Source organism: Dehalococcoidales bacterium (genome assembly GCA_030698765.1).
GTDB lineage: Bacteria > Chloroflexota > Dehalococcoidia > Dehalococcoidales > UBA2162 > JAUYMF01.
In genome coordinates, this window is sequence record JAUYMF010000047.1 from 1 (window position 1) to 10,195 (window position 10,195).

Genomic DNA, 10,195 nt, shown 5'->3' on the forward strand with positions numbered 1-10,195 from the left:
AGCAAGGTGGAAAAGAAGACCTTGACAGAGACATATACCGGACTCATCCAGGAGATAACTCCTGAACTGGAGGTATAAATGCTGGAAATCAGAAAAGCCGCCGTTCCCCTGGATGAGAAAGAGGTGATGGATCTGGAGAGATTCGTCACGGATAACGACAAAGAAGAAGCCCTCAAATTCCTCAAGAGATCCATCTATGACCGGATTGCCCACGCACAACAGGGCAGGCTTAAGTCACATCTTGATGCCGCCAGTCCGGTATAAGGGTTTATCCAGCATAAAAAGTAATTGGAAAGGTGAGCTGACGCTCAGCTTTCCCGTAGATAATTTTTGGCCGGAAGCGGCCTTTCAGATCATTGCGGAAGATATCAGTTCTTTCTTGCCGAACACCCGTTCATCCGGGTACGGCTCTTATGCTGTCTTCTTTCTTCTAACAAAGTAGAATGCTGTCGCCGCTTTGACTACGACTGCTGCAATTAATCCCCATACCAGCCCCCGGTTAGTGCTGGTAGGCGGGGCTTCGGGTGACGGCGCCAGAGTGGGCGCAGGTGTGGGTGCTGGCGTTGGCGTGGGTGTGGTTGAAAAGGCTGGTGTTAGCGCGGGCGTGGGAGCGGGAGCAGGTGTAGGTTCAGGCGCGAGCGCGGATGTGGGAGCGGGCGTGGGTGTAGTTACCGGGGATGGGCTTGGCGGTGCGGGTGTGGGCGCGTTTACCTGAGCCGGTGCGGGGACAGCCTCTACCGGCTTCACCCCTATAACTGCAAAGTTCGTAAAATGCGTCACCTTGGCTGAGACAGTGCCGGTGGCAGTGTCTACCATGGTTTCCAGTGGTTGCCACTGCTGGTCGTCCCAGAAGGCGATATATAACTGGCCCGTTTCGTCCCCTTCCGGAAAGGCTTCAACCTCGATTCTGACTGCCAGCGTGGCGAATGGCTCAAAAATGGTACCGTCAGGACCGAGGTCCAAAGCGACTATGATTACACTGTCTGACGGTGGCGCCGGCAATGAAGCTATGTCACTGAGAGAAAGAGTGGACACCGGCTTGCCGCCGGAGTCTGTCATCTTGTTCCCTTTGTCCACAGTCAAAGTTATCCTTCCATCTGCGCCAGTTAAATGAGCGTTTTGCTGGACAACACCGGATTCCCTCGTTATTTCTATTGGAAATGGAGAGGTTAGTCCGTCCAGAGCTACAGAGATTGCCGGGACAAAGGCACTACCACCACCGCCACCACCACCACTTCCACTGCCTCCTGCCCTACCTCCACCGCCACTGGAGCCTCCCCCGCCTGCTGGAGCAGGTTCTGTAATAACCGGTGCAGCGGGCACAATGGGCGGCGTGGCATCCGGTATAGAGGCTGTGGTAAAGGTAAGATTATCGGTGACGGCGGCATTGCCGGCCGCATCTCTGGAAGTGAGGCGGTAATGATAGGTGGTCGCCGGCTCAAGCTCCGTCAGGGTAAGGCTATGGTCGCTTACCAGAGCTGATTCGGACAGGTTTGAGCCATAGCTAACCGACAGCCCGTAGTCGATAAGGGAGTCGGATGCTTCATCCGTCTGCCAGGAAATTACGGCTGATGTAACGTCGGGAACCGCCGAGATGCCGGTGATCCCTGGCGGCGTGATATCAGGTTGAGTGCTATCGGTGACGAATGGAGTGACCCCGGAAGCATAATAGTACAGAACCTTCCCGTTTCCCGACCCGTTATTGGATGTGTCGGCGTCTTGGGGGCCGTACATAAACTTGTACCCGTATCCGGAGTTGTCGCGAGCAATATTGTTCCGTAACACGTTGTTCTGGCCGTAATGGTAGTTGTCACCGTACTCAGGGCTATAAGTGATGTCACCGCCGGTACGGAACCCGGCCCCGGCGCCGTTATAGGAAAGGTTATTGTAGAAATAGTTGGAGTCGCCGCGAACGTTGATGCCGCCGGAGTTGGTGTCACGAGCCTCATGGACTATATTGCCGACCACGGTGTTGAACGAGGAATCTTCCTTGATGTCAATGCCCTCGTCTACATCCCATATTTCGTTGCCGGAGATGATGTTATTGATGCAGACGTCGGGTTGACCCAGATAACGTGACCGCTGTTCCGGAGCAGTACCGATGTAGATGCCTTCAGCGTTGCCGTAGATCCCGGTAGTCCAGATTTTATTGTTCCGTATGATATTGTCGTTGGACAGGAAGTGTAGCTTCATGCCTTCATTACCGGTGTGGTGGATTGAGTTGTTCTCGAAAATCACACCGGTGGCATATTCGATTCTCACACCGACCTTGGCGTTGGTGAATTCGATGCCTCTTACTGTGTAGTAAGAATGGCCGATCGTGAGCAGGACCATGTTTCCACCCCCGCCATCCAGTATCGGGTGACTGCCATCGACTGGCTCAATAATGATCTGTGCTGCAGGTGTCCCGGCGCTGATTGTCTTAAGGGTCTCATTGTATGTCCCATCGGCCAGTTTGATCGTATCACCGGGTTGTACAATCTGGAGAGCCTCCTGGATAGTACGAAACGGGCTTGCGATTGTGCCCGGATTCGAGTCGCTGCCCGTGACCGGATGGACATAAAAAACGTTTGGCGCCGCTAGTGCCGTCTGTGGGGCGGGATTTAGCAAAAAAGCACCAAAGGTTAAAAGGGTGGACAGGGTGAAAAGAAAGGTAAACTTATGCGACCTGAAAAGCGATAGAGACAAGTAAAAACCTCCTGTTCTTCCGCTAACCGGCGGAAGAATCGTAGATATGATATTTAAGAGCATTTAAAAAATAATATTAGCTTTATAATACTTCGCTGCGCTTTATTTGTCTGCGACTTTTGTCGTCCGGCAATATCCTCATAAAACAAGTTCTGTATTTCTCCGTGGAGAATTGCCGGCATCTTCGTAAAATGGGTCAAACCGGGTAACCTGGTATCGTGACATTGAACGAGAGTTTAATTCATGTAAAGAAAGAGGAGATGAAGGGAGACCCGAGTTGAACCGGGAATAACTATTATTATACCGGCTGATACTCGCCGGCGTCTACCGCGATGCTTATCGTGCCCGCAAGTTTTCCCTGAGCATCGAGGAGCGGCGCTGCCCAGCCATAGAAAGTTTTGCCCAGTTTCTTATTCTCAATTTCAAAGCTGGAGGACGCTCCCGCCAGGGCGCGTTGGTGTGCCGCCAGAAATTCTGTCCCGAGGTCGTTCTTTTCCAGGTATTCAGCGAGAGGCATACCTGCCCCTTCACCCGGCTTGAGTCCTAACATTTCCGGCGCCGTACCCGCTGACAGCGTCAAAGTTAGTTTGCTGTCGGTGACCCAGACTATACCGGGCACCTGCTCCAGCAGTAATCGCAGCCTGAACTCATCAGTCATGTCACGCATAACACTGACGATGAACTGCCCGTGAAGTGTCTTAATCAGGTTGTGCCGCACCTGGACCGGCATCAATGATCTGTCTTTACGTACATGGATTGTCTCCAATTCCATCTGACCCATTCTCAGCACTTCTTTAAAGCGCCCGGGAATGAGCAGAGCCTCCTCGGTTCTCAGTAATTGACTGAGGTTCATACTGAGAAACTCGTCGCGGCTGTAGCCGTAAGTTTTTATGGCTGCCTCGTTCGCGTAGGCAAAATATCCCTCCGGATTGATGAGAAATATCGCCTCCCTGGCATTGTCCAGGATGGTCGCCCTGAGCACCAGCCCTGCTTCTGCCTTTCTGTGTTCCTCCATTTGCCGCGTTAATTTTTCATTGACTTCGGCGAACTCTGCGGTACGCTCTGCCACCGTTTGCTCAAGACGCTGCCTGTATCTTTTTAGCTCCTCCTCAAGTTTTTTACGTTCAGTGATGTCCTCATATAGTATCAAAATGCCTTCTGGAACAGGCTCAGCCCGGACTTCAAACCAGATCCGATTTCCCTCCGGGAAAGTGAATTCAGTCTGATAATGGTCTGGAACGCGGTCTTTCATACATTTCTGGAGGTGGGAAAACGTGTCCTGTTTTTCTATACCCGGAAAAACCTCCATCATAGTGTGACCTAGTCTTGCTTTCTTCGTCCGGTGGCCGATCCTGACAGCCGCTTTGTTGACGTAGAGATAGCGCCAGTGGAAGTCAATGATGACACAACCTTCCAGCATGGCATCAAGAGTTGTCCGAAACCGTTTTTCGCTTTCCGCCAGCCCGAGTTCTGCCTGCTTGCGCTCCGTAATGTCAACAGCAATGCCCCGTACACCCAGGGTTATACCATGCCGCGCAATTGATGCGCTGTGCACCAGAGCCGGGAAAGTGGTGCCGTCTTTTTTTAGTAATGCGTATTCATCCGTTCCGATGTCTCCTTCCCGGAGAACCCTGGAAAATCTTTGTCTGGCAACACTTCGATACTTGGAAGTGACATAGTCAAAAATACTAATCCCTTTCTTCATGTCTTCCGGATTGATATTAAAGGAGTCCAGGGCTTTCCGGTTGGCATAAGTGAGCGTGCCCTGAACGTCAGTCTCAAAGATAACTTCGGGAAACAAATCAGCCAGTTCCCGGTACTTTTGTTCACTTTCCTGGAGGTCAATTTCCAGTCCTTTGCGTTTGGTCGCATCCCGGACTATGCTGAGCACAAAGAGTTCCTTGTCAATCTCAAGTGGTCCCAGGTCAATATCCGCGGGAAACTCGGTACCATCCTTCCTCCGACCCCATAGTTCCAGTCCTATTCCCATGACGCGGATACGCGGTTGCTCCATATACGTCTTCAGGGCAGCGGCATGTTTTTCTCTTACCTGTTCCGGCACCAGGATACCGTGATCTTTGCCGATCAACTCCTGCCGGGTATAGCCGAATAGACTCTCTGCCTGAATGTTCAGGCGCGTAATATATCCCCTCCGGTCAACAACAATCAGGGCTTCTGGAGAGGACTCAAATAGATTTTCAAACATCGCCCTGGCTTCAAGTATCGTTTCTTTTTGCTGGCTTCCCAGAGCCTCCAGCTCATTAATCCGTTGCTGGCACTCTATCAATTCACGTATAATTTGTTCCTTTTCCGTGTTCTGGCTACCCATATTCTCCCTCCTCATACCTCAACTTGACCTGCTCTCATGCCGCTGCGGTTATTGTCAGCTATTACCGGTCCCCTTAAATCCGTCGTGTCCGGAATTGGGTGGTTGGGATGGAAGACAGTACATCTTTTCAGTGTAGTCTTTCATCATACGGCAGGCGCTGAAAAGAGGGATGATTGATTTAATCGCTTCTTTGGAGAGCTCTATCCAGCGGTGCGGCACACCCTGCCGGTCACGCTCATAGTATAGGGGGATAATCTTGTTTTCCAGCAAGTGATATAAAGCTTCAGCGTCAGACCCGTCCTCCTCGGAGGGACCGCCTCCCTTAAATCCCTCTATCGCCCAGCCGTTAGTCCCGTTATAGCCCTCAGCCCACCACCCATCACGCACACTGAGGTTGATTACCCCGTTCATGGAAGCTTTGATGCCACTGGTTCCGCAAGCCTCCTGGAGCCGCCGGGGGTTGTTTAACCAGATATCACCCCCCCGCACCAGGTCACGGGCAAGTTGCATATCATAGTCTTCTACAAAGGCAATCCTGCCCTGAAAGCCACGGTCCATCGCTACATGATAGACCCCTTTGAGTAGCTCCTTGGAGGCGATATCCGCCGGGTGAGACTTACCGGCGAAAATTATCTGCACCGGCCGCAACGGGTCAGTGATTATTTTCTTGAGACGGTCGATATCATGCAGTATCAGATGGGGACGCTTATATTCCGCAAACCGGCGGGCGAAGATGATTGTCAGAGCATAAGGGTCAAGCATTGTTCCCATCGCCGGTACCTGTTCTGCAGGGACTGACTCTTCTACCCAGCGTTGCTGGGCGCGGTCCTGGATTCCCCGTATCAGCCTCGTTTTCAAAAGCTGCCGCACTTCCCAGAACCTGTCATCCGGAATATCAGAAACGCATTTCCATAATTCCGCGTCATCCTGTTTGTCCAGAAATGCTTCTCCCAGGTACTCCCCGCAAAGGTTTTTAATCTCCGGCGCTTGCCAGGTAGGCAAGTGGACGCCGTTGGTTATGTGTATTATGGGCGTCTTTTCTTCCCCACGCTCCGGCCAGAGAACGTGCCACATTTTGCGCGTCACCTGACCGTGAAGTCTACTAACGGCGTTGGCCTGACCGGCCAGGCGGAGGGCGAAAGCCGTCATACTGAATTTCCCGGGTTCGAGGCCATCATATTGACCGAGCTTGAGGAAAGCATCCCGGCCAATACCCAGAGAACCCCAGAAGTTAGCCGAGTACCGGTCCATAAGCTGAACCGGGAATATATTGTGACCTGACGGAATAGGGGTATGGGTGGTGAAGATAGTGCTGGCACGTACTTTCTCGATCGCATCCTGAAAAGAAGCCCTCTTTTCCATCTCTTCCCTGAGACGCTCCAGCATCATAAAGGCGGTGTGGTCCTCATTGGCATGCCAGACTGATGGGTTTATGCCGAGCAACCGTAAAACCCGGACTCCACCTGTTCCCAGGACAATCAACTGGCGCATTCGCTCTTCCGGGTCGGCGGTGTACAAACGCGCGGATAGTACACGGTCCTGCGGCTCATTTTCTGTTATATCGGTGTCCAGCAGGTACATGTTCACCCGGCCTACACGTACCTGCCATACGGAGAGCTGCAGTAGTCGGTTACCCAGTTGTAAAGACACAAAAGGCCCACACCCTTGCGGCCAGGGACAGGAAGAAATCGGCGCTTCGTTGAAATTTAGCTGGGCGTAAACTTCCTGCTGCCAGCCATCGGCGGAGACCCTCTGTCGAAAGTAGCCCTGAGGGTACATGAAGCCAATGGCCACCAGCGGGACCCCGAGGTCAGACGCCTCTTTACAGATGTCTCCAGCCAGGACGCCCAGACCGCCCGCGTAGATGGGAAGAGAGCCGTGAATAGCAAACTCCGCCGAAAAATAGGCGGTAGACATATCCTGTTTTTCAGGGTAAGTCCAGTTAAACCAGGCATGCTCCCCCCGCATGTCTATATCAAATTGCCGGATTACTGAGTCGTAAAGCTCCAAAAATGCCGGGTCTTTTGCTGTTGAATTCAGTTTCTCCGGACTCATCTCGCGCAGTTGTTTAACCGGATTATGGTTGCTGGCGCGCCACTGCGCATAATCAAGGGAACGGAAGACCTGCCGCCCGTCTTCATGCCAGCTCCACCACAGGTTATTGGCAAGTTCTTCCAATCTACCGATGCGTTTGGGGAGAGCCAGGCTCTCAGGCTCTCCAGTGTAGGAAGGCTGTATTCCCAAGTAGACGACCTCCTACCGCTTCAACTCGATGTATCTGCGATTGGTTCGACCTGAAGGGGTTGCTCCGTAGCCCCGGAAAAAAAAGTTTCTTTGTCCGTATGCTCTTAATACGATTATATGAGCGCCAGCGTTAAATGTAAACAGCCCCGCCCGGTTATCCGTAGAATCTGACACTCATCTTTTCCGGGTGGCGTCATCATTCTAAGTCCCATATGAGTCCGGTGATAATGATAACGTTTCAGGTAGTGTGGTATCTTGGAGGCCTCTCGGGGGTAATACGGTTCCCCGGGAGGTGAAGGGATGACGATTCTGAACAATATCGTTAGAATCCTGACAAAAGGGTAGGGAGGGGCGTATTATCAATGCGCCCCTCCCTCTTTCTGACACTATTGTACGTATTGCCATTCTGATTCCATAGCTGAACAGCGCAGCCGGGGGTTACCCAAACCTGTGTTAGCAGAATGTCCAGAAGACAGGAGAAAAAGAGCGTTATCTGGCTTTGGGGTTCAACGCGTCATTCAAGGCGTCGCCCAGGAGATTAAAGGCGAAGATGATAATGGCCACGGTAATAACCGGAAAGAAAATGAGGTAAGGGGTAGAGCGGAGTATGGCAATACTCCCGTTTTCGAAGATCATCAATCCCAGACTGGGCACCGGCGGCTGGACTCCCAGCCCCAGCCAGCTTAGCGCCACCTCGGCGCCGGCAATGCTGCCCATGCCGATGGAGACCATGACCACTATCGGTGGCAGGAGATTGGGAAAGATGTGGCGGGCTATAATTCTCAGATGCGAAGCTCCCAGCGCCCTGGCGGCCAGAATATATTGATTCTGCTTAATGCTGAGCACCTGGCCCCGGACTACCCTGGCCATACCTACCCAGCTCACAATAGCCAGAGCGCCGAAGACGACGAGGTAATCGACCACACCCGATTGTACAATGCCTCCGATATCCGTTGAATCTTCGATAGCCCGCACGAAGTCCAGCACCCTGGGTTTTAGCGTTGCCGCGATGAGTATAACCAGCAGAATATCGGGAAAGGCGAGGAAGACCTCGCCGGTGCGCATGATAGCGCTGTCAGCCCACCTGCCGAAATAGCCCGAGACAAGCCCCAGGGCTATGCCCAGCAGTAAACCTCCGGCTAACATAGCGGCTACGGTAACGATGACCGTGGTGCGGATACCGTAGACAATTCTGCTGAACATATCCCGTCCCAGCCTGTCGGTGCCGAGAGGATGTTCAGGACTCGGAGATTGCAGGGTCTGGTCCCAGTTCTGCTGGTCGTAATGGTAGGGGGCTACCAGGGGAGCAAATATTCCCGCGCCGTAAAGCAATAGAATGATGATGAGACAGGTCATGCCCTTCTTGTTGTGCAAGAGACGGCGCCCGGCGTCGACCCATAGACTTCTGCTTCTCGGTAATATTCTGGCTGGCTCTGTTAGCTGTTCCATTTTCCTCAATCGTACTTGACGCGCGGGTCAAGAAATTTATAAAAAATATCGACCAGGAGGTTAGCCATGACATAGGCGCCGGCGATTACCAGCGTCAGTGCGGTAATAACCGGGTAGTCTCTGGCAAAGAAGGATTCAATCGCCAGACGGCCAACACCCGGAATACCGAAAAGGGTCTCGGTGATAAACGCCCCCGTGACCAGTGTTGCCAGGCTCAAACCTAATAGGGTGAAGACCGGAATCATGGCGTTGCGGAGAACGTGACGCCAGTAGACCAGGTACTCAGGCAGTCCCTTTGACCGGGCTGTCCTTACATAGTCCTGGGCCAGTACCTCGACAATGCTGTTGCGGCTCATGCGGGCGATGGCGGCAACGCCGGGGATCCCGAGAATCAGCATGGGCATGATGATGCGCGGGTCAAGGAGACCCCCCCAGCCCTGGCTGGGGAGAATGCCCAGCCACAGAACGAAGACCAGCAGCAGAAACGGGGCGGTAATGAACACAGGAAGGGAGTAGAAAAGCAAAGTTCCGCTGATAACGGCGGTGTCCTGCCACTGGCCCTGCTTGACCGCCGCGAATAGTCCCAGGGGTATCCCGAGCACAAATCCCAGTATCAGCGCCGCCAGTCCCAGTTGAACGGAAACCCATATCCGTCCGCCCAGAAGTTCACTGACCGACTGTCCACGATATTTGAAACTCTCTCCCAGGTCACCCCCCAAAGCGTTTTTGATATAAATGCCGTATTGAAGGATAACGGGCTTGTCCAGCCCACGCTGTTCGCGGATTCGCTCTACCACCACCGGATCCTGATACTGGTCAAGGAGCACTTCCACCGGGTCACCCGGCCCGTAATAACCCAGGACATAGGTGATAAAACCCACCATCAGTAACAGAAAGGGCGTCCACAGTAACCGGCGCACGATATACTTTGCCATACTCTTGCCTACCTCATGATTGAAGCATAACGGTATTTCGGCACTATAAGGGGTAGCAGCCGGTAGTCCTTCAGGAAAGGCTTGATGAGCACGTACCCTTCTCCGCTGTGCCACAGGGGTATTACCGGGACATCGGCGGCGATGATTTGCTCGGCCTGCTGGTACAGGCTGAAACGTGCCTGTTCGTCGCGCTCCGCCCGTGCCGCTTCGAGCAGACGGTCAACTTCGGGATTGATGTATCCGGTCTCGTTATTCAGACTCTGACTATGGAAGAGCAGGTCCAGGAAGTTCTGCGGGTCAGGGTAGTCGGCTATCCATGCCAGGGCGTACATCTGCAGACGATGAGCATTGAGCTGGGTGAGAAAGGTAGCAAATTCCATCTGGCGTATCTCGACATTGATACCCAGTTCATCACGCCATGTCGCCAGTATAGCCTGGAGGTCGAAGCCGACAATCGCTCCCAGTGAACCGGGTACGGTGAGGGTGATGCGCGGCAAATCCCGGGGGTTCGGGCCGTACTTCGATTCGGCGAGCAATCTCTTTGCCTTTT

Annotated in this window: 7 protein-coding genes; 1 reads left to right on the forward strand and 6 read right to left on the reverse strand. The window is 53.0% G+C overall.

All coding sequences use genetic code 11. The features are described from left to right. The first annotated feature begins 78 nt into the window (after nt 1-78). Nucleotides 79-264: a hypothetical protein gene (locus Q8Q07_02450; GenBank protein MDP3879151.1), complete on the forward strand. Its 186-nt coding sequence runs from the start codon at nt 79-81 to the stop codon at nt 262-264. 147 nt (nt 265-411) lie between these two features. Here the strand turns inward: Q8Q07_02450 and Q8Q07_02455 are convergent, their stop codons facing one another. The 6 genes from Q8Q07_02455 to Q8Q07_02480 all read right to left on the reverse strand — a co-directional run. Further along, on the reverse strand, nt 412-2,688 hold the full coding sequence (locus Q8Q07_02455; GenBank protein MDP3879152.1) for a DUF1565 domain-containing protein: 2,277 nt from the start codon (nt 2,686-2,688) through the stop codon (nt 412-414). Between the two features lie 298 nt (nt 2,689-2,986). Beyond that, a complete protein-coding gene (locus Q8Q07_02460; GenBank protein MDP3879153.1) occupies nt 2,987-5,017 on the reverse strand; it encodes a PAS domain S-box protein in 2,031 nt (676 codons plus the stop codon). Between the two features lie 54 nt (nt 5,018-5,071). Further along, nucleotides 5,072-7,261, reverse strand: coding sequence for an alpha-glucan family phosphorylase (glgP, locus tag Q8Q07_02465; GenBank protein ID MDP3879154.1), 2,190 nt, complete (start codon nt 7,259-7,261; stop codon nt 5,072-5,074). Between the two features lie 489 nt (nt 7,262-7,750). Continuing rightward, nucleotides 7,751-8,710, reverse strand: a complete 960-nt coding sequence (locus Q8Q07_02470) for an ABC transporter permease (GenBank protein ID MDP3879155.1) — start codon at nt 8,708-8,710, stop codon at nt 7,751-7,753. Nucleotides 8,711-8,715: 5 nt separating this feature from the next. Next, complete coding sequence (locus Q8Q07_02475; GenBank protein MDP3879156.1) at nt 8,716-9,645, reverse strand: ABC transporter permease; 930 nt, start codon at nt 9,643-9,645, stop codon at nt 8,716-8,718. 8 nt (nt 9,646-9,653) lie between these two features. Next, on the reverse strand, nt 9,654-10,195 hold a 542-nt coding region (locus Q8Q07_02480), incomplete at its 5' end, for an ABC transporter substrate-binding protein (protein MDP3879157.1).

What these genes read in the sequence shown, in the direction of transcription:
- Q8Q07_02460 (MDP3879153.1), bottom strand. Translation starts at nt 5,017, where the DNA reads ATGGGTAGCCAGAACACGGAAAAGGAACAAATTATACGTGAATTGATA.
- Q8Q07_02475 (MDP3879156.1), bottom strand. Translation starts at nt 9,645, where the DNA reads ATGGCAAAGTATATCGTGCGCCGGTTACTGTGGACGCCCTTTCTGTTA.
- Q8Q07_02450 (MDP3879151.1), top strand. Translation starts at nt 79, where the DNA reads ATGCTGGAAATCAGAAAAGCCGCCGTTCCCCTGGATGAGAAAGAGGTG.
- Q8Q07_02470 (MDP3879155.1), bottom strand. Translation starts at nt 8,710, where the DNA reads ATGGAACAGCTAACAGAGCCAGCCAGAATATTACCGAGAAGCAGAAGT.